The following is a 23,692-nucleotide window of genomic DNA, read 5'->3' on the forward strand; positions in this document are numbered from 1 at the left end:
TCCACCGCTTGTGCGGGCCCCCGTCAATTCCTTTGAGTTTCAACCTTGCGGCCGTACTCCCCAGGCGGTTCACTTAATGCGTTAGCGTCGACGCGGAAGGGGTCGATACCTCCCACATCTAGTGAACATCGTTTACAGCTAGGACTACCAGGGTATCTAATCCTGTTTGCTACCCTAGCTTTCGTACATTAGCGTCAGTATTGGGCCAGGAGACTGCTTTCGCCATCGGTGTTCCTCCTGATATCTACGCATTTCACCGCTACACCAGGAATTCCGTCTCCCCCTCCCACACTCAAGCCAGACAGTATCCTTGGCAGTTTCTCGGTTGAGCCGAGAAATTTCACCAAAGACTTATCTAACCGCCTACATACGCTTTACGCCTAGTAATTCCGAGTAACGCTCGCCACCTACGTATTACCGCGGCTGCTGGCACGTAGTTAGCCGTGGCTTATTCTTAGGGTACCGTCATTTTTTTCGTCCCCTATTAAAGGAGTTTACAACCCGAAGGCCTTCGTCCTCCACGCGGCGTCGCTGGATCAGGCTTTCGCCCATTGTCCAAAATTCCCCACTGCTGCCTCCCGTAGGAGTCTGGACCGTGTCTCAGTTCCAGTGTGTCCGTTCACCCTTTCAGGCCGGATACCCGTCATTGCCTTGGTAGGCCGTTACCCCACCAACTAGCTGATAGGCCGCAGGACCATCTTAAGACGCATTACTGCTTTGACCCCTGTTCGATGCCGAACTGTGGTCTTATGCGGTATTGACTCCGGTTTCCCGGAGATATTCCCCATCTTAAGGGAGGTTTCCCACGTGTTACTCACCCGTTTGCCGCTAGACTTTACGATATTCTGTAAAATCCCGCGCGACTTGCATGTGTTAGGCACGCCGCCAGCGTTCACTCTGAGCCAGGATCAAACTCTCCATAAAAATTTATAGAGATTTTATATAGCTCTTAATTTACTAATACTTTTTATCATCAGAATTTACAAATGACCCTTAAATTACTTGATTGCCTCTTTCATGAGGCGCTTGTCTGCGTGTTATTTAGTTTTCAAAGAACTTTTGGAGAGAAAAAATTAATGCCTTTGCTTTTCTTTCAGCAAAGATTCTATTTTATCAATTCATTATTTAGTGAGGGTGCCCTTTCGAGTCTTATAACCCTTTAAACTATTATTTGCTTCCGGTGTTGGAAAGATTTTCTTATTCATATTATTTATTCACATAAAAGAACTTTTTAGAAATCACAATTTGCTTATTAAACAAAATTTTTAAAAATTTGTCAAGCATTTTTTTTGTTAGACTTAAATTTTATATCATATTTAACTTTTTTTATCAACTGTTTTAAAGAACTTTTTTTTCAACCTGCATTTTATATAACATTAAAGTAATTTTGTCAAATATTTCTTTCGCGGAAATTGTTATATCACAATTATCAAATCATGTCAAGTCTTTGTAGAATATTGTCAGGCAAAACGCATGAAAGGAATTGATAGCACTACAAAGGTTTGTTTTTTCTTATTTTTTTGACCCATTTTTTCTATAATACCATCAGTTTCCCTATAAGCATTTCAAGATTGTCCCCACAAAATTGTACCACAATCATCCCTCCAAAGGGGAGACCAGCCCGATGGCGGCTTAGATAAAAGTTCTTTTACTTTTATTATCGGTTGATTGCAGCCCAAGAATGGAGAATCTCCCAAATATTGCAAACTTGCAGGAAGAGTTATTTCCGTTATACTGGTACAATTTATAAACGCATAAGAGCTTATACGAATCAAAGAATTTCCAAAATCTATATTTTTTAATTTACTGCAATCTTCAAATGCCCGTTGGCCTATATTGGCGGCGCTGTTCTCGAACTTTATATCTGCCAAAGCAGTGCACCCTTTAAATGCACTCTTATTAATACTTATTAAACTCTCTGGAAAAGTAAGGCTTTCTAAACTGAGGCAACTCTGAAATGCCTGTTCTCCGATATGCTCCAGTTTATTTCCAAAAACAATCGTTTTTAATTTGGAACAGCCTTTAAATGCTCCGCTGTTAATACCGCCTTCAATATGCGTCACACCATCGTCTTCAATAACCACATTGATTAATTCAGAACAATCTATAAATGCTTTGTCTTCAATACTTTTTACATTACTTGGAATAGTAATGCTTGTTATTCCGCTTGCAGAAAAAGCATTGACGCCGATTTTTGGAACTCCTTTTCCTATTGTAACCGACGTTAATTTTGAACAACTGAAAAAAGTTTCTTTCAGAGAATTTGTCACACCGTCAGGTATTGCAATATTACTCTGTAAATTGGAACACCCGCTGAACGCATAATCACCCAGATATGTTAAACTTTTGGGAATGTTAATTGAATTTAAACTTTTGCAGCCATAGAATGCATAATCTCCAATCTTTGTAGTAGCATTTCCAAGTATAACACTGTTTATACCGTAACAACCTGAAAATGCTGACTTATCAATAACGGTTATGCTGTCAGGGATTATTACTTTTGTTATCATAAAGTGTTCTTTGAATGCATCAGGTCCGATGGCCGTTACAGGCTTACCATTATATGTTGATGGAATAATAAGCTCTTTTGAGTTTAACGAAGGAACACTCTGATTTGACATATCGACAATATGCACAAAAAAATAAGGTGAAGCTGAAATTTCATATTCATTCCCGCCGTTTATTTCTTTATATGTAAATTCTGGAAAAGCAAATGATGACCCTGAATCTGAACTAGCCGAAGATGAAGACGAATCTGAGCTAGTAGAAGTCAAATCGGAATTACTTTTTTTCGGGGCAGATGTATCACCGCTTTGCGCACCCTTGTCACAAGCAATAAAAGCCAGCACACAGCACGGAATAAATACAAGAAGCACTAATTTTTTCATATGTGTCTCCTCTTATATAATATTTACACCGGACATATTTTTACTTTTCACCAAAGCTATAAAGTCATCAATTTTCATTACGCCGAGATCTTTATTGCCTCTGGCTCTCACGGCGACGGAATCTATTTCTTTTTCTTTATCTCCCACAACAAGTATGTAAGGGATTTTCTGCATGGCGTTCTCTCTTATTTTATGTCCTATTTTTTCATTTCTGTCGTCAAAAATCGACCTTATCCCATCTTTTTTCAATTTATTTAGAAGTTCTTTGCAATATTCATATTGATTTTCATTGATGTTGGCTATCACAGCCTGCACGGGAGACAGCCATAGGGGAAGAGATCCTGCATAATGCTCAAGAAGAACGCCTATGAATCTTTCAAGTGATCCCATTAAAGCTCTGTGTATCATATATGGTCTTGTTTTTTTGCCGTCTTTACCTATGTAATATATATCAAACCTTTCAGGAAGATTAAAATCAAACTGTATAGTCGAGCATTGCCAAAGCCTGCCGATCGCATCTTTGATTTTTATGTCGATTTTCGGACCGTAAAAAGCCCCGCCGCCTTCATCTATTTCGTATTCATATCCTGTTTTCTTTAAAGCGTCCTCAAGCGAATCCTGTGCCCTGTCCCAATCTTCAATTTTGCCTACGTACTTTTTCTCAGGTCTTGTTGCCAAATATATTTTATATTCTTCAAAACCGAACATCTTAAGACACTCTATTGCCATTTTGAAAGCCGCAAGAACTTCCTGTTCCAAAAGTTCCGGCTGCACTATAATATGTCCGTCGTCTTGAGTAAATCCTCTTACTCTCAATAACCCGTGTAAAACTCCGGATTTTTCAAATCTATAGACAGTTCCAAGCTCAGCGTATTTTATCGGAAGTTCTCTGTAAGAATGAAGTTTCGTTTTATATATCATCAAATGCATAGGACAGTTCATAGGTTTTACACGAAAAGGCTTGCCTTCAATTTCCATAGATGCATACATGTTTTCTGAATATGTCTGCAAATGACCGCTTATGGCAAAAAGTTCTTCACTGGAAATATGCGGCGTCATTAACAATTCATAATCGTTTTCCAAATGGAATTTTTTCCAATTTGATTCAATAATATCTCTCAGAAGAGCGCCTTTGGGATGCCACAAAACAAGCCCGCCGCCAACAGCATCGTTCACGCTGAACAAATCCAAATCTTTTCCAAGCTTTCTGTGATCTCTTTTCTGTGCTTCTTCAATTTTATTTAAATAATCATCCAAATCCTCTTTTGTAAAAAACGCCGTACCGTAAATTCTCTGAAGCATTTCTCTTGAAGAATCACCTCTCCAATATGCACCCGCTACGGAAAGAAGTTTAAAATGTTTTACTTCGCCCGTAGAGTCCATATGAGGACCTTTGCACAAATCCGTAAATTTTCCTGACTTGTATATGCTTACCGTATTACCTTCAATCTGCGAAGCTATTTCTGCTTTATATTTTTCGCCTTTAGACTCGAATTCCTTTACCGCTTTGTCTTTAGGCATTGAAGAACAAATAAAATGGTCGTCTGCTTTTACTATTTCTCTCATTTTATTTTCTATTTTCGCCAAATCTTCAAGCGTAAACGGCTCTGCCCTGTCAAAATCGTAGTAAAACCCGTCTTCAATCGAAGGACCTATTGCCACTTTCGTTTCAGGAAACAGTTCAAGTACCGCCGCAGCCATTACATGCGATGCAGAATGTCTTAATGTGTCCAATGATTTTTGTTCTTTACTCATAATTCTTATCCTGTTATTTTTTATATTTTTTGATTTGATTAACCAGTAACTAAGTTGTGCAGTTTAATTGTAAGAAAAGGCAGCCTTTCAGGCAAACCTGCAAGTTCGACAGGTAAAAAAAATATTATCGCTCAATTTTCTGATATTCATAGGCAAATATTATACAAATTTTTTATTTTATTGTTTAGTTTTAGAAATTACAATATTTTCTACAATTTTATTCGCTACAAATTCAGGAATTATCGATTCCATACATAAAATTTTTTCGTAACCAAGAGGACACTTTGTGGATTTTGTCCAACACCCACCGCACAACGAAGAAACCACATTGATATTTTCAGGATACCCGATAAAAAATCCATCCGCTGGACCGAACATAATTAATGATTTTGTACCCACTGCTTTTGCAAAATGCGAGCAGACTCCGTCAATATCAATATGAAACAACGATTTTTTTAATATATAAAACAGCTCATCTAAAGAAGTTTTTCCTGAAAGATTTATATCTGCTTCAGGTAAATAATGTCCGCCGGCACCTACTTGAACAAATTTAATATTGCTATTTATTTTTTTCTTAAAATTGTCAGTAGTTTTCTCTATTTTTCAATATCCCAGCATTTCTTACATTTACCGAAAAATATCCGTTACTTGAAAGATTAAGACCAAGTCCAAAATAAACATTACTGAAAGCTCTTATGTCAAACTCAAGCCCTGCATAATACTTATTCGTAGCATTATACATACCATCTAAACCATCCGAACCTGAAATATTTGCTTTTGATGATAAGTCTCTTCCAAACTTTAATATTAAATCTAAATCAATTTTCCGCTGTTGAGTATTGGCATTGTCTTTACCTGAAAAAATAACGTCAGTCTTGTTGATTTTTTACCAAAAATTGCCTTGATGCAACATATACGCGTCATCGGCTTCTTGTATAATTTTACACTCGGCAACCGCGCCGCCGTTCAAATACAGCGTGTCTGCAAAAATAACGGACACATTAAAAATTAAACAGGCAATCGACACAAACAATGATACTTTTTTCATAAATTCCTATCCTTATTAAAATATCGCCATCAAACAGCCTTTTTCATTTAGTCTTTGCCAAAAATTCGGTTTAATAAAAAATAGAGGATGAACTAACCAGTACCTGAACAGCTTTTTTATAAATTCAATTAAAACTAAAAATGAAGAATACTGTTTTATATCATTTTTCCATGGAGACATCAAAGCATATTTAAAATAATAATTCTTCAAAGGATGTGGGCATAGAGCGTGCCATGGCTTATCAGAAGCAGAAAAATGTATTATATACGAAAAAGATACAAAGCTCTTCAAGTGTTTTCTATTGTAATATTTTCCTCTTTTCAAAAGAGTACCGTAAGGTAAATTCCAATTATAAGGAATATACAGTACTCTTCCTGCTAAAACTGCGTTTAAAATCTCTTGATCCTGCCAAACAACCTCGTTATTTTTTACATATTCCTTCCATTTATTGTAAAAATCAAATTCCCTAAGTTTTTTAATATTAAATACTAATACACCAGCATTAAAATATCCATCATTGTTTTTTGAAGATACAGAAACAGCAGCAATTAAATGATCTTTGATATTTATATTCCATAGGTGTAAAATATCTTTTTTAACTATAATATCGCAATCCAGATAAATTACTTCTATATTTTTAGGTAAAAGCTCTGTAATTAAAAGCCTATTATATGTTGCAAGCGAAATGAATTTTAAAACAGGTAAACCTTTAAATTCATTTACATCAATTCCGATAAAGTCCATTTCAAAATTTTGAATCTTCTTAAGATCAAGAAATTTATTTTTATTATCTTGACTCAAATTACCTAGGAGAAAAAATGTATTTTATCAGTTTCAGTCTTAATTTTATGATTATCTAAAATAGAAGCTATAGTTGCTCCACAATGTCTGGCAAAATTATCATCTAACCCAAAAACTATGTTTATCATCCATTTATCCTTTAATTAAAAATTAGTATCAAGCTTTTAGTACTTGAGGCAATATTAACAAAATATTTTACGGATTTACTTTTCTTCCGTATCTGATAAAATATCATCTGTTGATAAATTTATACCTTATTTTCTTTCTCAACGATTTAATAAAAATGAAATTCGTAAAAAACATAACTAACCTTTGCTTAATTTTTCTTTTTAATTCAGAAGTTTTACTCCATTTTTTAAACTCTTTAGCAGATATATAATCTTCCAAAGAACTTGGGTTAACCGTTATGTCGTTATATTTATATGAACTTTCTTGCAGCCATTGCTTCATATATTTATTTCTTATGGACACAGCAAATGCTATATAAAAGGAAACGGCCGTAAAAAATCTAAATCCGCTTCTATGCTTATATTATTAATGTTTTTCATTTTGTTAATTTTGATTTGTTCTGGAAAAATTTCATCTTTAGATCTGTGAATGACAATAAGGTTAATACTATCGTCAGCAAAAATAGACAGATGCATAGCCGTACCCTGAATTCCTGCAAGATACTTACAATTTTTCATTAAACTAATTTGCTCTTTTATGCCTAAACGCTCAGGATATATTATTGTGAAGCCATTATTTTTGAAAAGTTTTTCAATTTCTGCTTCTCCTGCTATGGTACCTTTTCTTTTAATGAATTTTGTTCTTGAAAGATAAATTTTATCGTATGTATAGCTTTTATTAGTACCATCTGCTATCCGCTTAAATATTTCCTTGTATTTTTTATTATAAAAAGGTTCCTTTATTAAATTTGATTCTTCAGGAACCATAACAGACTTAAACTTTGTTGGTTTTGTTATTCTTATAATATTACTTTTCTTCAATCCAAATAATTCAAGCATCTCAATAAAATAAATATCAGACTCGGCTATATAAACAGCTTTTTTATTAGCTATGTCAGAATTTAAATAAATCCATAAACGACTCATAGATTCAATTAGAAAGTGTCCAAAATGAGTAGAAAAATATCCTAAAATACGACATCTTCATTTAAATAAGTTGTATTAGAGCTGAAATTATAATGCAAAGGATAGCCCACTTTAATATGAGATATAGATTTTCTTGTTTTATATAAACCTACAATGTTACAGTTCGAATCGAATACTCCGCCTTCATCATTTATTTCAACACCTTTTGAAGAATCGCGAAACGGCAGCACAAAAGCATTGTTGTAAACTTCTACTTTCAAATCTTTGTCTTCTTCATGCACGTTTGACACATATTCATGAAATAGTTTAATAAAATTATCAAAACCGTAGATTTTGTTCATAAGACTCCATATAATAAATAAAATTCAAAATATATATTATAGCTTTAATTGAAGCTAGTATTTTATACAATAATTAATCGAATAATTTACAGGTCTGTTTTCTGCTGCAGTTGAAACTTGCCTTGAGGCATCAAATGATATCCTATTATTTGCCTTGCCAGTACCACTATGCCCATAGGATGTTATGTCCTCTAATTTAAAAACTCCCGTGGGTGATGAACTACCATAAGCAGAAGAAGTCCAAGCACCTGTAATATTTCTTATCGCATCATTTTGTTTTACTCCCAAATTTGCCGAAGCAATCGTAACGGTGCCGTCCGGAGTTGTTGTTACTGTGTTTGATCCGTTTCCTCTCAAAAACATTCGGAAGTTTAAATTTACCGCTTGTCGCCGTACTGTAAAGCAAACCTATTGAAGCAAAGAATATTTTAATTTATATCAGTTTCAGTGCTCATAAAAAGCATTTTCAATTTCAGTTTTATTTTTTTAAATTTGAATAATTTTGTTTCAACTTTATCTAGATGTTCTTTTGCTTTTGCTTTATTCTTATCTTTTATATATTTTAAAGCCGTATCCAGATGAATTTTATTATACCATTCTTTAATATAGTACTCATCTTTAGTCCTATACTGTTTATTTTTTATTATATTCTCAAGAGTTGTTTCAACTTTTGTATCATGATTCAATGTTTTTTCTGTACTCAAAGAAACAACATTGTCTCTATGGTAAACTACGCAGACTCTACTTGAAAAAGCAATATCATATTTAGAAGCCAATCTTGCCCAGCAGTCTATATCTTCTCCTATTTTTACTCCTTCGGCAAAATAACCCGTATCTTCAAAAACATCTCTTTTTATAACAACAGCAGAAGGCAATAAAGGATGATAATGTAATGCGGATTTGTAGTAACTGGGGACAATCCCCTTCCAAGGAAATCTCGGTAAAGCAGAATACTTTGGAATAAAGGATTTATCTGATTTTTGAACTCTGTACGCCGCAGCATATGCTCCTGCCTCAGGATATTCATAAATTAAAACGCTTATTGTCTCTAAAAAGTCAGGTAGATATTCGTCATCTGAATCCAAAAAAGCTATATGATTATTTGTGGACTGTTTAATCCCAAGATTTCTGGCTGCCCCGACTAATTTGTTTTCTTGGCTTATAATTTTTATATTATTATTTTTTTTGGCAAATGAACCGGCAACTGCTAATCCATTGTCAGTAGAACCGTCATTTACCACTATTATTTCATAATTTTTGTAAGTTTGATTTAGCACAGACTTTATGGCTCTTGCAATAAACTTTTCAGAATTATACATAGGGATTACAACTGAAAATTTCATAAATGCTCCTTTTATTGTTCAAAATTTTTTCTTAACTCTAATATACAATATAATTTAAATAAAACTTCCACTTAATACTTAATACAATTTAAATGTCATACTTACCGTATCGTTTACAGTCGTCTGGTATGACTTTAATCTTCCCGTGTAACGAATTTCATTTGGTACTTCCGCATTAAGTAAAACCGTGAACAGGCAAACAATTAACAAACTAAAAAAAACATTTTTTATTTACAATTATCTCCGCTTCGTTTAATATTCATATCCGCTGCTGCGCAGTTTGGAAAGAGCTATTTTTGCTTTCCGATGGTTTGGGTTAAGCCTCAAAGTAAGCTCCCAAGTGCGTTCTGCTTCTAAGTATTTACCCTGTGCATAAAGAACAAGTCCTTCATTATATTTTTTATCCGCAGAAGCTTCATCTATTTCCTGCTTTTCTTTAGTGGTGTCTTCAGATTCTTTCGGCTTGTCTATGTGCTTATTTTCCGTTTTTATTGATTTTGCAAGCTCACTAACAGATTTTTCTATATATTCTTTTGCCTTATTGTAATATTCGACGGTTTTTGAAAATTTATTATTTGTTACAAACTTTTGAAGAGCTTCCATGTCTTTAATACAAAGAATCCATTTTGAAGCTTTATATTTTACTATCCCATCGGCAAGCATTTTATTTGCTTTGGCATCTAATTCTGCCTCGCGTTTCATGAGTTCATGCTGTTTTATCACGCTGTTTATCTTATCCATATATTCAAAAATTTCCCCGCTACCACCGGTAAAATGAACATACTTATTCCATTCCGTCAGAGCTTCATTATACTTTGCAACGTAATATGCATAATAGCCTTTTGCATACGTGCGTTTAGAAAAATTAAGTTCATCTTCGTCAGATTCGGCAGTTCTATTCATATCATCGCGCATTTTTGTATAAAAATGCAGTGGCGATTGAAAATTCGGATAAGAAATCACTATTTCAGAAAGCATATCTGTCGCACGCAAATACTCGCCATTATTATAAAGTTTTTTAGCGGCATTGAACTTCTTTTCCGCTTCTTTAAGAGTAAGCTTTTCTTTATTTAAGGCTTCCTTTGCTTCTTTGTCAAGCTCCTCGCCGCCAGGTTGCCTGTTTTTGTCAGAAGCACCCCATCTGTAAGACAATCCTAATCTGTTAATCATATCAAGCTCACCGAAATCTGCAGCATAATCTACGGTAAACGAATAAAAATCAATGCCGAAACCAAAAGTAAAATGTTGCGGATAATATCCGGCTCTTACAAAATATTTGTTGGCCAGCATATATGCCAATCCCCCGTAAAAGTCAAGAAAATCATCTTCATATTTTAAATCTGTGTAAATGCTAACCGTGTCATAGTTTTGAAATCTGTAATAAACTGGAATAATAAAAGCAGAGCTCAATCTATAAATCGAAGGAATATCGTCATTTTCACTGTCAAGTTTTAAATTACCGGCAACAATATTTTGAGCGGACAAACCAAATTTTATTTCAGATATACTGCCAAAAAGTTTGGGTCCGTTGAAAATTTTCGCCAATCCAAAATCTATAGCAAAAGTTCCTCCACTTTTTTCGTATAAATCATAATAAATATATTTAATATTCATGCCAAAAGCCAATCCAATCGGCTTTATAATTCCCGCTCCAGAAAGAACATAATCCCAGCTATTAGCTGAAATTTCAACTCCGGGAACGTAAATACTCTCCCTTTTTTCAGCTTTTCCACTGGACAAATTCGATACCGAAAGCCCTGCTTGAAAATATTTAAAATAATTTAAAATTATGGAACCTGAATTATAGCCGCTGCCTTCATAAAGATTAAACCTTGTAAAATTTACTACATTTTCATGTAAAAACGCCATAAGCGCTGGATTGTATTGTATTACCGCGGCATCCCGGTAAGCAGAAAACACCGTTTCCCCTGCAGAAAATGCCGTCACGCTCGGACCATGTGATAAAAAGCTTTTTCTTCTTCCATCAGCTCCATAAACAAATTGTGCCGTGAAAAAAATAAATATAAATATAAAAACAATTATTTTATTATAATAATTCTGCATTTTTCCACATTTGTTTTACCACCGTATTTTTTTGTTAACACCGCTATATAGGTTCCGTTATATAACATTTTCCCTGAATTATCTTTACCATCGTATGTTATTTCTTTTGAAGAAATCATATCGCCAATATAGTTATATGTTTCCGACTCCCACACCTTATCTCCATATTCTGAATAAATGACCAGCTTTACCGTTCCCGATTGAGGCATAGCGAACACAAATCTTGTAGGTTGGCCCCTTGCGGGATTAAATGGATTAGGCGCATTATAAAATTTTTCAACCTGGCCTCCTGTTCTGAAATAAAACAAATCGGTTTCCATATCAGCTCCGTATTTATTTATCACTCGCATATACCAACAATATTGGCTCATATGATTTAAGCTCGTAGGATAAATATAAGATTTTACATTGTTTCCAGGTCCATTTTCTGCTTTTTTTAATTTGTTTTTATCATTGTCTGTTCCGAGATATAATTCATATTTTAGAATGTCATTTGCTTCATCGGTAGAAATATCCCATTGAAAGCGCACATTGTCAGGAAGAATTTCAACATTATTAACAGGACTAATTGCATTAATATATGGTCTTGACGTAACATACCATTTACCTGCAAGATTGTAGCAGCCGTCATTGTAAGTATAGTAATCGTTTGTCGCTATATATTCATATTTATATTCCCCGCTAAGAAGAACTATTTCATACGAAAAAATGCCATCATTTGAAAGACTGGTCATCGTATATGTCTTAACAGAATTATCAGGATAAGTTAAAACAAGTTTAGGATAATCATTTCCGGGATCGTTTTCATATTTATCATAGTATTTTACTTGAAAGACGGCTTTTCCTTCCGATGGAACTGAATACTTGTCCTGCGGATGAACTCTTTCTAAAATATCAATTTTAGTATTCGGAATATAGTCAAACTCCTGAAAAAAGAAAGGTTCAACCTCATACTCGCCACCGTACGAAACGATACCCGAAACGGGCATGGCAACCGTATCCGCACAAAGCCATTTACCATACATAAAAAAATTTGATTGATTGACAGTTTGATATAGTGTTATCATTTTTCCAGAGTTTGAAACATATCCCGCATTGACAGAAATGACAAATGCAAAAAGCAAATTCAAAATAAGTGGAATTTTTCTCATAAGTAAATCCTCGTTTTCTCTATAATTGAATAACAAAATTATAATATTACAAACAAAATTTAAAAAATAGATTTATATTATAACATAAATATTAAAATTCCAGATGATGATTAAATTGTCCATTTATTATTCATACCATCTGTTATTTTTAATGCTTTCGGTTATGGTTTTATCTAAAGACAACAATATATCAAGCATTGCTTTACTCTTTTGGCCATCTTTGCCAAATGAAGAATCAACTATATTTATACGATTGTGAATCATGTATTCTCCATCTTTAATAAAAGCTATGTTACTCCCATGGCATATCAATGCAAAATGATTTGCATCTTTATCAAGCATATTTGTTCCTATGGCACTAAAATTGTCGTCAAAACCCATAAGATGATACAGCGTAGGTATTAAATCTGATTGGGAAACCGTATAATTAATTTTTTGAGGCTTAAAAATATCTGGAGCATATATCACAAAGGGAATTTTAAAATTTTCGTCCAATTTCATGTCATAACCCGGCAATTTGATTACATGATCTGCCATAAAAATAAAAATCGTATTGTCAAAATATCCATCTTCTTTAGCTTTTTTTAATAAATGTGAAATTGAATAATCGGCATAGTACAAATTGTTGAGATAACCATTAGTGGAACGATTGTGCGGATACTTTTTAAATTCATCAGAAATTTCATAAAATGGAGCATGAGTTGACCCCGTAAAAGCGTAAATGAAAAAAGGCTGTCCTGATTTATGCTTTTGCCCCGCTTTATTTGACACGAAATCAAGCATATCGTAATCATATCCGAAACTATTTCTGCCGCTGTAATTTAACTTCTGCGGAAAATCTTCCATTCCATAACTTTCATTGAAACCCAAAAAATTCTCAGCGACATTGCACATCATAATGGAATTTCTCGGCGTTGCCTGTGCATACATCGTATAATATCCTCTTTTATTAAACGGTTGTGCTATTGCCATAAATTTATTCATCATATCAAAACCATAATAATGTACGGTTCCCGGAACAATCTGTCTTCCGGCAAGAGACGCTATCAATCCGAATTGGCTTCTCGGTCCTGCCGCATACGCATTTGTAAAAACAATGCCTTCTTCAACTATTTTGTCAAAATTAGGAGTAACATCGTATCCTTTATTGCCGTTTAGTGAATCAATATATCTCGGCGTCCAGCTTTCAAGCAAGACAACGATAATATTGTAGTTCTGCATTTTCTGCACAGCATTTATACGACGCATAACGGGATATTTATCATCCGGAAAAATTTCATTTTTACTAAGCAGAAATTCTCTGGTATTTTTTATTGCTTCATTTGACGGATATTTGTTCTCTATGACTCCTTTCGAATCATTTGTCCCTTTCAAATAATAATATTGGGTAAACGCCCCGTTTAAAATTAACTGGATATTTTCCGGACTTTTAGGAAGATTATAAGCATCAATCAGGTTTAAAGGCATTCCGCTGAAATTTTCCCTTCTCCCGATAACGACTAATAAAATCACGGAAATAAAAATCAAAATACTTTTTAATAAGCTCAAAGGTTTCGCTGCAAAATTTTTATTAATAAAAGCAAAAACCCGGTTTACGACAATAAAAATCAAAGCAAAAATTGCAATTAATACCCACCAATAATATGACAGAACATACCTCAATATAAAATCTTTATCCCTCCACGCCAAAAATAATTCTTCAGTCATATGCCGCTTAACTTCTGGAAAATAAAAGAAATCTGCACTAAGCGCTAAAAGCATTATGAGATATGAAAAACTCATCAATGCGGCGCATACTTTTATAAAAGCCATATTAGCGCGATAAGGAAAAAATAACAATATTATAAAACCACCAAGCAATAAATTTATTATTGAAAGATCAAAACGCAGCCCGTATAAAAATGATATCGCTTTATCGTATGCCGATAAAGAAGCAAAAACATCGCAATAAACAATACAAATTAAAAAACGAAACAAAGCAAAAACTAAAACCAAACTTACAAAATAAAACAATGAAATTTTTATTTTAGTTTTTATATCCTGCGGATATTTTTTTAACAAAACGCTTTTAACCAAATTAAATATTTTATTCATTTTATTTTTTCATTATATAGCACAGCGCATAATATGGAGGCATATTATTATGATGACTATCTCCTCCTAACATACTTGATTTTCCAGAATCTGCAGATGAACCGTCATCTGATGCCCTCATCACATATTCAACTTGCCTTGCCCCTCCAACATCTGCATAACGTACTAAACTATTTTTTGAAGATATTATCTCACTACCTTCTCTTTTTAGTTGAGATGTAAAAAGATAATGCGAATGGCTTGGCATTTCTGCGACCGTTAATTTATGGTTGACTTCTCCGCCTTTCTGATTTACGGAATATGTATAATCGACATTATTTTCTCTGATAGTACCCTGCCCCAAAACAAATCTTCCTTTTAAATCTGGCGTGCCGTTGGTTCCATCGCATAATGCCCAGCCTGAAGGAATATTAGTCACAGAACCTGACCACAAAATTATGCCGCCTTTGGGCACCATATAAAACTCAATATTTCCTGACTTTGAATAAAGTTCTCCGGAACTGTTGACTCCGACAGACACAGTTTTTGTTGAAACCTGCACTTTTATCTCGGAATTCGAAGATAAGTTTTCAGCAGAGTTTGAATGTAAAGCATACGCTTGCGTCATTATTTTTTCTCTTGGTACAAGCTCTATGCCATTTACAACCAGCTGAAGCCATATGTCTTTTTTACGCCAGTCTATATTCGGGAGCATTGTATAAGTGAATATCCCGCTTGTAACATTAATATTTTTATTACCGCTTTCCCACAGAGCCGTCCCGCCTGTTTCATTTTCATACAGCTTAAAATTCATTTGCGCCGTACCATTTACAAGGGTTTGATAACTTTTAAGCCTTCCGTTATATCTTATCTCATTAGGCACTTCGGCCAGAGTCATGCATGTAAACATAAAAAATACAAATAATGAAGGCAATATTTTTCTCATTTATTACACACCTCTCAATTTACATATTTACGTTGCTTGATTTTAATCCATGAAAAAACGAATATTATATTACAAAAATTTGTAAATAAAATCAAAAGTTTTATTTATATTAAGTTACATAATTGCGGCTTTTTGCAAAATTGCTGCTGATTTATATATACAACTAAAAAACGTATAGATTAAAATCTATACGTTTTTTGCTTTTTATTTATTGGATAATGATTACAATATGTTTATCGCGCTTAAATATTTTTTTAAATTGGGGCATTTGTATTTTTTTAAGAATTTTCACTTTTTCTTTTGCCCCTCTGCTGAGATAAACTCAAAAATTCCTTTTGCTCCTTGAACCTGTTTTGTATCCCCAAATTTTTCCTTCTCTCTGCTTTTAATGCCTCTTTTTAAGCTCCTTTCTTTTGTTTCGCCCATTCTTTCACTTCTGTTTTTAAAAACCAATGCCTGCGACCAATTTTGCGATATGGCATAGGGTATGCGTTTTTATAATTCGTTTGTTGGTGTACGTACCATTCACTTACACCTATTTCTTTTGCAATTTCTGAAAGCGTTAATAAATCTTCTTGTGGTCGCACTATGTCTTTATTCATTTTGTGTTCACCTCCCTTTTTTGTGTTTGTTAAACAAACTTTTTTTGCACATAATAAAGGCTAAATGTGCCGTAGATAGCAGCATTCAGCCTTTTTTCCAAACAGAGAGAGACGCTGACCAAAGCGCTGCCCTGCATGGTGGTATTTTTTTAACCTCTTTTTTTCTTTCTGCGTTTTTGGACATTTCTCTCTCTCTACTAATTTATTAAGTTACTCTACTACTAGCACTATCTTTTGAAACTTATTTTTTTGTTTTCTTTTCTTTATTTTGTAAAATAAAAAAAGCCGTCAAATTTTTATAACCAATCAGGGGATTGTGTTTTTATTGTATTTAACGGCTTCTCTATTCGGGGGCGAATAATGAAAGGGCTGCGACACCCTATAAAATCGCCTTTATTTTGATTTAAAATTTTTTCTATTAAGTTATTATTGCCGCAGTTTTTCATTTAAACCTTCTTTATTATTTGTTCTTTTGTATTTCTTTTATGGGAGTACTATACTCTTACTTGGTTGTATTGTCAAGTAGATTTTTTATCATCTAAAAATAAGGAAAAAGGAGCGTCCATGAAACAAAAAAAAGTTGTAGGTAAAACAATTAAAGCTGCGGCGTTTGACGCAGGATTAACGCAAACAGAGTTAGCTAAAAGGTTAGGGGTGAAGCAACAACTTATAAGCAAATGGATTACAGGTTATTTAAACCCTAAACTTTCAACCTTAGAAAAAATTGCAAAAGCAACAAGTAAACCGCTTTCATACTTTTTAGACAACGAAGGCAGCGAGTACTACGCAAACGCAGGCGATAACTTCACAGTAGGAAGAAATATAAAAATAGGAGTTGACGCCAAAGAAATGGAGCTGCTAAAAAAAGAAATAGAGCTATTAAGAGAAGAAAACGCATTTTTAAGGGAACAAAATACCGTTTTAAAAGAGCAGTTAAAAACAAAATAAGACTTTCTTTTGGAAACAAGCAAGAACCAAAACTAAGGGGATATCATGGAAAAACTATTTTTTGTATTTCTATGCTTAACGGTACTTATTCCCGTCGTGTATGAGTGTAGTGAAAAGAGTTAAAATAACAAAAGAAAAAGTACCTGTATTTGATTTCTTTTTTGATTACGCATTTGAGCCGACTGATATTTCTGAAATAAAAGTATTTACTACAAAAAGCCTGAAAGGGCATATATTGAATTTGCCGAAATAAATAGAGATAAAATCAAGTACGCTTTGCCGTTAGCCGCAGAAATAGGAGCAGACGCAATCATTAGCAGTTATTACCAAAGTAAAATGACCGACATCGTCGACAAAGAACATGGTAACACTTATAGTTATTCCCAGACAATAGGCAGCGTTAGCACATCTTTCAACAGCGAAAAATACGGCGTATCGATAGACAGGGTGAAAACGATAGCAATAAAATTTATAGATAAAGAAAACAAAGAAATTCCCGTCAAAATGTCCTATGATATAATAGAAACAACTCGCAAGAGGATTGGGAAAGAATTTTTTTTGCTAAGACTTTTTAAGGCAGTATTTTATATAAAGCAATATCCGAGAGCGACACGAGAAGATTTAAAAGATTTGGTTAAAATAAAATACAATGAAGCAACGGAATAAACTTTTTTATAAAACGAAACGGATAATCCGTGTGGAGACAGGCTTATCCGTTTGTATAGAGTAAAAGAAACGGATTTTATAATATTGCAAAGACAGCCGATAAACACATTGTTCATTACATTTAAAAAAGTATTTAAAAAAGCACAAATAAAAGATGTAAGTTTCCATACATTAAGGCATACGTTTGCAAGTTATCTAGTAATAAACGGCATAAGCATATACACAGTCAGTAAATTACTAGGACATAGTAAAATAGAAACAACAATGATATACGCACACCTATCAAAAGAGCATTTAAAAGCCTCAGTGGACAGCTTAAAATTTTAGTCTTGTTTTAGTCTTGTAATTCCAATTACAACTATAATTTAGCCTTGTCAAACCAAGTTTAATTTAATAGTTTATCGTCGAGAAATAAAAAATGCTTGATAAATGTGGAAATTTACCAAGCATATATAAATATCGGGGCGACTGGATTTGAACCAGCGGCCTCTCCCACCCCAAGGGAGTGCGCTAGCCAACTGCGCCACGCCCCGATCTTTGGAATGCAGCTTTTTAGCCGCACGGGAATTTACTTTTTTAACAGCTTTATTATCTGCTTCAATTCTTCTTTAATTTCTCTTAAAATCTTTGCATCAGGCATATGTTCTATATCAAGATTTAAATCCGCCTGCATGTCGGTAAGTTTTTTCCTCTTGCCACCAATTAAATATTTCCTAACGCCTTCAATCGTGTAATGTTTATTGTACAAAAGATCTTTTATCTTAAAAATAAGTTCGACATCCTGCTTATGATAGCGTCTTTGTCCAGAACTTTTTCTTACCGGCCTTAAAAGCTTAAATTCGTTTTCCCAGTATCTTAAAGTATATTTCGGCACCTGCGTGATATGAGAAACTTCACCTATCGCAAAATATTCTTTGTCCGGTATCGGAGGAATTTCAAACATTGTTTACCTTTTTAAAATTGTTATATTATACATTTTCAGAAATATTTGTCAAAGAAGTAACCCGTCATTTTTCAAAAAATTCTTTTGTTTGTTTAAATTTTACCTTTTTCATCGGAGCAATCAAAAGTTTTTCTCCGGTTTTTGGATTTCTTCCCTTTTTTGTCTGCGTTACTGTCATTTTGAAGCTTCCAAACCCCGTAATGACAACTTTTTCGCCGTTCCTTAAAGCGTTAGACATTTCTTTAAAAACTCTATCTACGACCGACATGGCTTCTTTTTTTGAACTCAGCAAAGACACCAATGCATTTGCTATATCGTTTTTATTCATGTTTAGGTTCTCTCTTCATTAAGCTGTTTACAGCTTTCAGAGGATTTTTGCCTTCAAACAAAACGGCGTACACTTCGTTTATTATCGGGAGATCAACCTGCAGTTTCTTTCCTATTTCATAAGCACTTACCACATTTTTAATGCCTTCTGCAACCATGCCTATATTTTTTTCGGCTTCTTCCGCGCTTCTTCCTTCACCTACGGCCTGCCCTACAGCACGGTTTCTTGAATGCCTCGAAAAACATGTAACCATCAAATCGCCCACTCCTGAAAGCCCGTAAAAAGTCTGCTCCTTTCCGCCCAAGGCCGTTCCTATTCTTTCAAGTTCTCTTATACCTCTTGAAACTATTGCAGCCTTCGTATTATCGCCATATTTTAAGCCGTCAACGATACCGGAAGCTATCGCAAAAACATTTTTTAAAGCGGCTCCAGTTTCCACACCTATAATATCGGTTTGATTATATACTCTGAAATATTCGTTCATAAATAACGACCTGCACCTTTCGGCGGTTTCAATATTTTGAGATGCAGACGTTACCGCTGTAGGAATTTTTCTGCATACCTCTTCGGCATGGCTCGGTCCCGACAAAGCGGAAATATTTCCATAATTTCCCGGAAATATTTCCTCTATAATTTCGGACATTCTTAACAGAGTTTTGTTTTCTATCCCTTTTGTCGCGCTCATTATAAGTTTTCCGTCCAAAGAAATTCCATTATTTTTTAAAAGCACACAGGTAGAACGGATAACCTGTGAAGGAACTGCAAACAATACGCCTTCGCTGTTTTTAAAAGAATCCAGAGAATTTGTAATAAACAAATTTTTCGGTAAATCCATACCGTTTGCAAAAGGTTTTATTTTTCTTAATTGCAAATCTTCCGCTCTTTGTTTATCGAATTCCCAAAGCGTTACTTCATGTCCGTTTTCCAGAAGAAGCACCGCAAGAGTCGATCCCCAAGAACCTGCGCCCAAAACAGTTATTTTCATATCAGTTACCTTTCTTTTTAAATATTTTAAATCTATTTTCAGTGCCTTCTTTAAGCCTTTTTATATTTGCTTTGTGCTTATATATAATTAAAAGTGCCGCTGCAAAAGCAAAAATTACAGCCTCTATATGATAATCTGAAAAATAAGCGGCCAAAGGCATAATGACGGCTGCACATATCGAACCCAAAGCTACATATCCGGAAATAATAAAAACAATCGCAAAAACAATTAAAGCACACAGCGCTGGAACGGGCATTAAAGCTAAAAATACTCCGCAGCCGGTTGCCACACCTTTGCCACCTTTGAAGTTTAAAAATACTGTATATATATGTCCTGCCATAGCGACAGCGGCAACAGAAACGGAATATGAAAAAGAAGAATCAATCAAAATAGCAAACCATACCGGAATAAAACCTTTTAGAGCATCTAAAATAAAAGCAGCAATACCTGCGGCTGCCCCTATGCTTCTGAAGACGTTCGTAGCGCCCGGATTTCCAGAACCAACGGTTCTTATGTCAACTTTTCCGACCGCTTTTGCAACGATATACGCAAAAGGAATTGCCCCACAAAAATAAGCAAAAATGATGTATGCGATTTTTAAAATCATAGTTTAATCTTTCTTTCTCCTTTTCGTATAGTAAGGCCTGAATTTAAGCACAATCGGAGTTCCATAAAAACCAAATCTGTGTCTTAAAGAATTTTCCAAAAATCTCTCATATGAAAAATGTACCAGTTCCATATCGTTAACTGAAAAAATAAATACAGGAGGCTTTGACGCAACCTGCGCAAACTCTTTGAGTTTTAAAGTTTTGCCTTTGCTCATATACGGTTTTCTTGCGGCAGCTTCCCTTATGGCTTCGTTAAGTTCTTCCTGCAAAACCTGCTTGGAATATTGTTTAAAAACTAGTTCTGCCTCATTAAAAACTTTTTCGATACGCTGTCCAGTTTTTGCGGAAATAAAAATTATATCCGCCCAGTTCATAAATTTCATGCGCTGTTTTAACTCTTCCACAAAAAACTTTGCTTCTTCTTCTTTTTCTTCAATCAAATCCCATTTGTTTACGACGACGATTACCGGTTTTCTTTTTTCTATTAAAAGACGTGCTATTTTAATTTCAGTTTCGCCTATGCCTTGAGAAGCGTCGGCCATAAGCACGGCAACATCTGAATCTTCTATGGCATAATCTGCACTTAACGTAGACAGATACTCCATATCATCTTTCATTTTGCTTCCTCTGTGCAGCCCGGCTGTATCTGTAAGAAGATATTCTTTATCATTGACTTTCATGCGCACACTTAAAGAGTCGCGCGTAGTACCGGGCGTGTTATGAACTATACTTCTTTCTTCTTTAGCAGCAGCATTTACAAAAGAAGATTTGCCTACGTTAGGTTTTCCCACCAAAATAATTTTTAGGATTTTCTCGATTTTTTTCGTTCTTCTATCATATTTTATATTACTCCAAACAGCGTCTAAAAGTTCGTTTATATTTCTTCCGTGATTTGCCGAAATTATAATCAAATCATCAAAACCAAGCTCATAAAATTCATAAGCTTTCGCTTCTTCAGCCTGAGTGTCTATTTTATTTACGACAAGTATGGTTTTTTTGCGGCTGAGACGTATCTGCCGAGCAATCTCTTTATCCATAGGGTGTATTCCGATTTTTCCATCAACGACAAATAAAACCATGTCCGATTGCACAACTGCCATATCAAGCTGTCTTGCCATATCTTTTGAAAAAACCGACTCGTCGCCCGACCAGCCAGCAGTATCGGTAACGATAAACTTTTTGTCTTTCCAGTTAACTTCATAATCGTTTCTGTCGCGTGTCGTGCCGGGCGTTTTATGAATAATCGCTTTCTTGCGCCCTATAAACCTGTTAAATAGCGTTGATTTTCCTACGTTTGGTCTTCCTACGACTGCGACTTTTCTAAGCATCTTCTTTCCTTTTATTTCTGAGTTTGTCGATTATATTTTTTATTCTGCCAAGATTTTCATCAGAACATTCTATGTTGACGGAAATGCCGTTATCTTCATATTTTTTGCTTTTAACATTTGAATATTCGTATAGTCGTGAAATCAATTCCTGTTCTCCAAGACTGAAATTTATTTTATACGGTAAATGCCGCGGCGCGACTTTTTGCTCCAGAGCCTGCAAAAGTTTACCGATTCCATCGGAATTTTTGGCAGATATAATAAAAACGTCTTCGCCACTTAAAGCGGAAACCGTAAACGAATCCAATTTATCACTTTTATTATAAACAGTTATTATGGGAATGCCGCTGGCGCCTATGTCTTTTAAAACCCCGATAACTGTATTAATATGTTTGTTTCTATCGGAGTTTGAAGCATCAATTACATGCAGTATGCATTTTGCCCTCAATATTTCTTCCATGGTAGACCTGAAAGCCGCTATCAAATCATGAGGAAGTTTATTGATAAATCCCACTGTATCCGTTAAAAGAATACATCTGCCACAGGGAAGCTTTATTTTTCTGGTAAGAGGGTCAAGCGTAGCAAAAAGTTTATCGTCCACATATACGACGCTTTTAGAAAGACTCTTCAAAAGAGTCGATTTGCCGGCATTTGTGTATCCGACTATGGCAACTTCAGGCAAATCCGAATTGGAACGTCTGTTTCTTTGTATTTCCCTTCTTTCTTTTATTTTTGCTATTTCTCTGTCCAGTTCGGCTATACGGTCTCTTATCCTTCTTTTATCGCTTTCAAGTTTTCTTTCTCCGGGACCACGTCTTGTGCCTATGCCTCCCGTCTGGCTGTCCATATCCGCATTTTGATTTACGAGCCTTGCGATATGATAAGTCATTTCAGCCCTTTCTACCTGAAGTTTTCCCTCTTTCGTCCTTGCACGATAAGCAAATATGTCTAAAATGACTCTTGTTCTATCAACAATTTTGCTTCCAATCAGTCTTTCAAGGTTTCTTTGCTGTATGGGTTTTAGAGAATCGTCAAAAATGACAGCATCAGCTTTCAGTTTTTTAACAATCTCTTTTACTTCCAACGTTTTTCCGTAACCTATAAAATATGCAGAATCCGGAGTATATCTTTTTTGTATTACCCTTCCTACACTGACGGCTCCAGCGGTAAAACACAAACTTTCAAGTTCATCTAAAGAATTTTCTATTTCTATTTCTATTTTATCTTTAGTTTGAAGCGCAGCTAAAATAACTCTTTCCATAGACGGGATTTTATAATATTATTAATCTTTTTACAATACTTTACTAATCCAAAATATATTCAAAAATCAATAATAAATAGACATCGATGTTCTTACTGTCGGGGAATTTTGGATGAATGATTAGGAAGAATTTTACTAATTTTAACGACTTTTTGAATTCTTTTTAAAATATTTTCAGCTAAACTATCAGCTTGTCTAAAATATTTTCTTGATATACTCATCTAAGGAAATTACAATGTCAAATAGATAATAACGATTTTAAAAGATGGGAGATTTGTGATGGTTGCCATTTCCCTATTTCCACTTTTATACCATCATATTATAGTTTTCGGAATTCCTATTAAGATGGTACAGCTAAGCACACAATACAAACAAGTCTTTCTTTTTTGCTGCCGCTATTCTTCTGATTTTGCCATCTGAAAAAGCTGATCACAATATTACAAACCTACGGAAACACAAACGATAAACTTAAAAAATGTGAACCTGTGTTTTCTTGTATTTCTATCGGCAATGCAAATGTAT

At 34.5% G+C, this 23,692-nt stretch carries 26 protein-coding genes, 1 tRNA gene and 1 rRNA gene; 3 read left to right on the plus strand and 25 right to left on the minus strand.

All coding sequences use genetic code 11. From position 1 onward, the window contains the following. From LBD46_01540 to LBD46_01625, 18 genes are all read right to left on the minus strand, one after another. A 16S ribosomal RNA gene (locus tag LBD46_01540) occupies positions 1-924 on the minus strand; the annotation flags it as partial. Positions 925-1,565: 641 nt separating this feature from the next. Further along, positions 1,566-2,888 carry a leucine-rich repeat domain-containing protein gene (locus tag LBD46_01545; GenBank protein ID MDR2425863.1) on the minus strand — a complete coding sequence of 441 codons (1,323 nt, stop codon included), beginning with the start codon at positions 2,886-2,888 and terminating at the stop codon, positions 1,566-1,568. 12 nt (positions 2,889-2,900) lie between these two features. Then, a complete protein-coding gene (gene thrS, locus LBD46_01550; protein ID MDR2425864.1) occupies positions 2,901-4,643 on the minus strand; it encodes a threonine--tRNA ligase in 1,743 nt (580 codons plus the stop codon). A 177-nt stretch (positions 4,644-4,820) separates the two neighbouring features. After that, the gene (locus tag LBD46_01555; protein MDR2425865.1) at positions 4,821-5,198 is read right to left on the minus strand and encodes a hypothetical protein; all 378 of its coding nucleotides are present in this window, start codon (positions 5,196-5,198) and stop codon (positions 4,821-4,823) included. A gap of 28 nt (positions 5,199-5,226) precedes the next feature. Next, on the minus strand, positions 5,227-5,385 hold the full coding sequence (locus tag LBD46_01560; GenBank protein ID MDR2425866.1) for a hypothetical protein: 159 nt from the start codon (positions 5,383-5,385) through the stop codon (positions 5,227-5,229). 144 nt (positions 5,386-5,529) lie between these two features. Further along, positions 5,530-5,691, minus strand: coding sequence for a hypothetical protein (locus tag LBD46_01565; protein ID MDR2425867.1), 162 nt, complete (start codon positions 5,689-5,691; stop codon positions 5,530-5,532). Positions 5,692-5,706: 15 nt separating this feature from the next. Then, positions 5,707-6,492 carry a hypothetical protein gene (locus tag LBD46_01570; protein MDR2425868.1) on the minus strand — a complete coding sequence of 262 codons (786 nt, stop codon included), beginning with the start codon at positions 6,490-6,492 and terminating at the stop codon, positions 5,707-5,709. A 231-nt stretch (positions 6,493-6,723) separates the two neighbouring features. Next, positions 6,724-6,942, minus strand: coding sequence for a hypothetical protein (locus tag LBD46_01575; GenBank protein ID MDR2425869.1), 219 nt, complete (start codon positions 6,940-6,942; stop codon positions 6,724-6,726). 29 nt (positions 6,943-6,971) lie between these two features. Next, positions 6,972-7,634 (minus strand): glycosyltransferase family 61 protein, encoded by a 663-nt coding sequence (locus tag LBD46_01580; protein MDR2425870.1) that lies wholly within the window; start codon positions 7,632-7,634, stop codon positions 6,972-6,974. Continuing rightward, positions 7,628-7,927, minus strand: a complete 300-nt coding sequence (locus LBD46_01585) for a hypothetical protein (protein MDR2425871.1) — start codon at positions 7,925-7,927, stop codon at positions 7,628-7,630. The genes LBD46_01580 and LBD46_01585 overlap by 7 nt, the downstream gene beginning before the upstream one ends. Before the next feature lie 54 nt (positions 7,928-7,981). Continuing rightward, complete coding sequence (locus LBD46_01590) at positions 7,982-8,284, minus strand: hypothetical protein (GenBank protein MDR2425872.1); 303 nt, start codon at positions 8,282-8,284, stop codon at positions 7,982-7,984. A 71-nt stretch (positions 8,285-8,355) separates the two neighbouring features. Beyond that, on the minus strand, positions 8,356-9,270 hold the full coding sequence (locus LBD46_01595) for a glycosyltransferase family 2 protein (GenBank protein MDR2425873.1): 915 nt from the start codon (positions 9,268-9,270) through the stop codon (positions 8,356-8,358). 252 nt (positions 9,271-9,522) lie between these two features. Further along, complete coding sequence (locus tag LBD46_01600; protein MDR2425874.1) at positions 9,523-11,190, minus strand: hypothetical protein; 1,668 nt, start codon at positions 11,188-11,190, stop codon at positions 9,523-9,525. Positions 11,191-11,309: 119 nt separating this feature from the next. Further along, positions 11,310-12,485, minus strand: a complete 1,176-nt coding sequence (locus LBD46_01605; protein ID MDR2425875.1) for a hypothetical protein — start codon at positions 12,483-12,485, stop codon at positions 11,310-11,312. Between the two features lie 126 nt (positions 12,486-12,611). Beyond that, the gene (locus LBD46_01610) at positions 12,612-14,579 is read right to left on the minus strand and encodes a sulfatase-like hydrolase/transferase (protein ID MDR2425876.1); all 1,968 of its coding nucleotides are present in this window, start codon (positions 14,577-14,579) and stop codon (positions 12,612-12,614) included. A gap of 1 nt (position 14,580) precedes the next feature. Then, positions 14,581-15,504, minus strand: a complete 924-nt coding sequence (locus tag LBD46_01615) for a hypothetical protein (GenBank protein MDR2425877.1) — start codon at positions 15,502-15,504, stop codon at positions 14,581-14,583. 288 nt (positions 15,505-15,792) lie between these two features. Continuing rightward, positions 15,793-15,930, minus strand: coding sequence for a hypothetical protein (locus tag LBD46_01620; GenBank protein MDR2425878.1), 138 nt, complete (start codon positions 15,928-15,930; stop codon positions 15,793-15,795). Further along, entirely contained in the window at positions 15,903-16,106 is a 204-nt protein-coding gene (locus LBD46_01625) for a hypothetical protein (GenBank protein MDR2425879.1), read from the minus strand. The genes LBD46_01620 and LBD46_01625 overlap by 28 nt, the downstream gene beginning before the upstream one ends. A gap of 564 nt (positions 16,107-16,670) precedes the next feature. Between LBD46_01625 and LBD46_01630 the strand changes: the two genes are divergently transcribed. From LBD46_01630 to LBD46_01640, 3 genes are all read left to right on the plus strand, one after another. After that, positions 16,671-17,054: a helix-turn-helix domain-containing protein gene (locus tag LBD46_01630; GenBank protein MDR2425880.1), complete on the plus strand. Its 384-nt coding sequence runs from the start codon at positions 16,671-16,673 to the stop codon at positions 17,052-17,054. A 336-nt stretch (positions 17,055-17,390) separates the two neighbouring features. After that, positions 17,391-17,720, plus strand: coding sequence for a hypothetical protein (locus LBD46_01635; protein MDR2425881.1), 330 nt, complete (start codon positions 17,391-17,393; stop codon positions 17,718-17,720). Between the two features lie 84 nt (positions 17,721-17,804). Beyond that, positions 17,805-18,047, plus strand: a complete 243-nt coding sequence (locus tag LBD46_01640; protein MDR2425882.1) for a tyrosine-type recombinase/integrase — start codon at positions 17,805-17,807, stop codon at positions 18,045-18,047. Positions 18,048-18,179: 132 nt separating this feature from the next. Here LBD46_01640 and LBD46_01645 read toward each other — a convergent pair. From LBD46_01645 to hflX, 7 genes are all read right to left on the minus strand, one after another. After that, positions 18,180-18,253: transfer RNA gene (locus LBD46_01645), tRNA-Pro, on the minus strand. 35 nt (positions 18,254-18,288) lie between these two features. Next, complete coding sequence (locus LBD46_01650) at positions 18,289-18,663, minus strand: MerR family transcriptional regulator (protein ID MDR2425883.1); 375 nt, start codon at positions 18,661-18,663, stop codon at positions 18,289-18,291. A gap of 64 nt (positions 18,664-18,727) precedes the next feature. Next, positions 18,728-18,991, minus strand: coding sequence for an integration host factor subunit beta (locus tag LBD46_01655; GenBank protein MDR2425884.1), 264 nt, complete (start codon positions 18,989-18,991; stop codon positions 18,728-18,730). Next, positions 18,984-19,976: an NAD(P)-dependent glycerol-3-phosphate dehydrogenase gene (locus LBD46_01660; GenBank protein ID MDR2425885.1), complete on the minus strand. Its 993-nt coding sequence runs from the start codon at positions 19,974-19,976 to the stop codon at positions 18,984-18,986. Before LBD46_01660 ends, LBD46_01655 begins: the two co-directional genes overlap by 8 nt. 1 nt (position 19,977) lies before the next feature. Beyond that, positions 19,978-20,583 carry a glycerol-3-phosphate 1-O-acyltransferase PlsY gene (plsY, locus tag LBD46_01665; GenBank protein MDR2425886.1) on the minus strand — a complete coding sequence of 202 codons (606 nt, stop codon included), beginning with the start codon at positions 20,581-20,583 and terminating at the stop codon, positions 19,978-19,980. Between the two features lie 3 nt (positions 20,584-20,586). Beyond that, positions 20,587-21,912 carry a ribosome biogenesis GTPase Der gene (gene der / locus LBD46_01670; GenBank protein ID MDR2425887.1) on the minus strand — a complete coding sequence of 442 codons (1,326 nt, stop codon included), beginning with the start codon at positions 21,910-21,912 and terminating at the stop codon, positions 20,587-20,589. Beyond that, on the minus strand, positions 21,905-23,170 hold the full coding sequence (gene hflX, locus LBD46_01675) for a GTPase HflX (protein MDR2425888.1): 1,266 nt from the start codon (positions 23,168-23,170) through the stop codon (positions 21,905-21,907). Before hflX ends, der begins: the two co-directional genes overlap by 8 nt. Between the last annotated feature and the right edge of the window lie 522 nt (positions 23,171-23,692).

Origin of the sequence: Candidatus Endomicrobium procryptotermitis, assembly GCA_031279415.1 — a bacterium.
GTDB classification, from domain to species: domain Bacteria; phylum Elusimicrobiota; class Endomicrobiia; order Endomicrobiales; family Endomicrobiaceae; genus Endomicrobium_B; species Endomicrobium_B procryptotermitis.

Bases quoted from the DNA above. Each gene is read 5' to 3' on its own strand.
- LBD46_01545 (MDR2425863.1), bottom strand. From the start codon at position 2,888: ATGAAAAAATTAGTGCTTCTTGTATTTATTCCGTGCTGTGTGCTGGCT.
- thrS (MDR2425864.1), bottom strand. From the start codon at position 4,643: ATGAGTAAAGAACAAAAATCATTGGACACATTAAGACATTCTGCATCG.
- LBD46_01560 (MDR2425866.1), bottom strand. From the start codon at position 5,385: ATGTATAATGCTACGAATAAGTATTATGCAGGGCTTGAGTTTGACATA.
- LBD46_01565 (MDR2425867.1), bottom strand. From the start codon at position 5,691: ATGAAAAAAGTATCATTGTTTGTGTCGATTGCCTGTTTAATTTTTAAT.
- LBD46_01575 (MDR2425869.1), bottom strand. From the start codon at position 6,942: ATGAAGCAATGGCTGCAAGAAAGTTCATATAAATATAACGACATAACG.
- LBD46_01585 (MDR2425871.1), bottom strand. From the start codon at position 7,927: ATGAACAAAATCTACGGTTTTGATAATTTTATTAAACTATTTCATGAA.
- LBD46_01595 (MDR2425873.1), bottom strand. From the start codon at position 9,270: ATGAAATTTTCAGTTGTAATCCCTATGTATAATTCTGAAAAGTTTATT.
- LBD46_01605 (MDR2425875.1), bottom strand. From the start codon at position 12,485: ATGAGAAAAATTCCACTTATTTTGAATTTGCTTTTTGCATTTGTCATT.
- LBD46_01610 (MDR2425876.1), bottom strand. From the start codon at position 14,579: ATGAATAAAATATTTAATTTGGTTAAAAGCGTTTTGTTAAAAAAATAT.
- LBD46_01615 (MDR2425877.1), bottom strand. From the start codon at position 15,504: ATGAGAAAAATATTGCCTTCATTATTTGTATTTTTTATGTTTACATGC.
- LBD46_01620 (MDR2425878.1), bottom strand. From the start codon at position 15,930: ATGGGCGAAACAAAAGAAAGGAGCTTAAAAAGAGGCATTAAAAGCAGA.
- LBD46_01625 (MDR2425879.1), bottom strand. From the start codon at position 16,106: ATGAATAAAGACATAGTGCGACCACAAGAAGATTTATTAACGCTTTCA.
- LBD46_01630 (MDR2425880.1), top strand. From the start codon at position 16,671: ATGAAACAAAAAAAAGTTGTAGGTAAAACAATTAAAGCTGCGGCGTTT.
- LBD46_01635 (MDR2425881.1), top strand. From the start codon at position 17,391: ATGACCGACATCGTCGACAAAGAACATGGTAACACTTATAGTTATTCC.
- LBD46_01650 (MDR2425883.1), bottom strand. From the start codon at position 18,663: ATGTTTGAAATTCCTCCGATACCGGACAAAGAATATTTTGCGATAGGT.
- LBD46_01655 (MDR2425884.1), bottom strand. From the start codon at position 18,991: ATGAATAAAAACGATATAGCAAATGCATTGGTGTCTTTGCTGAGTTCA.
- LBD46_01660 (MDR2425885.1), bottom strand. From the start codon at position 19,976: ATGAAAATAACTGTTTTGGGCGCAGGTTCTTGGGGATCGACTCTTGCG.
- plsY (MDR2425886.1), bottom strand. From the start codon at position 20,583: ATGATTTTAAAAATCGCATACATCATTTTTGCTTATTTTTGTGGGGCA.
- der (MDR2425887.1), bottom strand. From the start codon at position 21,912: ATGCTTAGAAAAGTCGCAGTCGTAGGAAGACCAAACGTAGGAAAATCA.
- hflX (MDR2425888.1), bottom strand. From the start codon at position 23,170: ATGGAAAGAGTTATTTTAGCTGCGCTTCAAACTAAAGATAAAATAGAA.